We start from the raw sequence: 263 nt of genomic DNA, 5'->3' as shown, positions 1-263 counted from the left end.
CTGCGTCACCATGATTCGCGCATCATGGACATCGGGGACCTCGATCGAGGCGACGTTGGAGTTCTGGGCCTCGTCGCTGCGGGAGGTGAAGGGACGGTTGCGCCCGCTGTTTACGCAGAAGCGGGTCGCGGCCCCGACCGGGGCATTCCTGGACGGACTGCTCGGCGCGGAGCGGCGCAAGACGGGTTGGATGCGGGCGGAAGCCGCTGGCGATCCCGGGCCCTGGCGTCAGCAAGCGGTGCTCGGGCGCGGACGCTGGGATG

The 263-nt window shown here is 70.0% G+C and carries 1 pseudogene; it reads left to right on the top strand.

What is annotated here, in order from left to right:
* Positions 1-10: 10 nt before the first annotated feature.
* Positions 11-263: pseudogene (locus tag MFF40_RS28500) on the top strand (IS701 family transposase); the annotation flags it as partial.

This window comes from Methylobacterium mesophilicum (genome assembly GCF_022179445.1).
GTDB lineage: Bacteria > Pseudomonadota > Alphaproteobacteria > Rhizobiales > Beijerinckiaceae > Methylobacterium > Methylobacterium mesophilicum.
The sequence above is the reverse complement of the archived record's forward strand: the minus strand, read 5'-3'. Positions and strand labels throughout refer to the sequence as shown.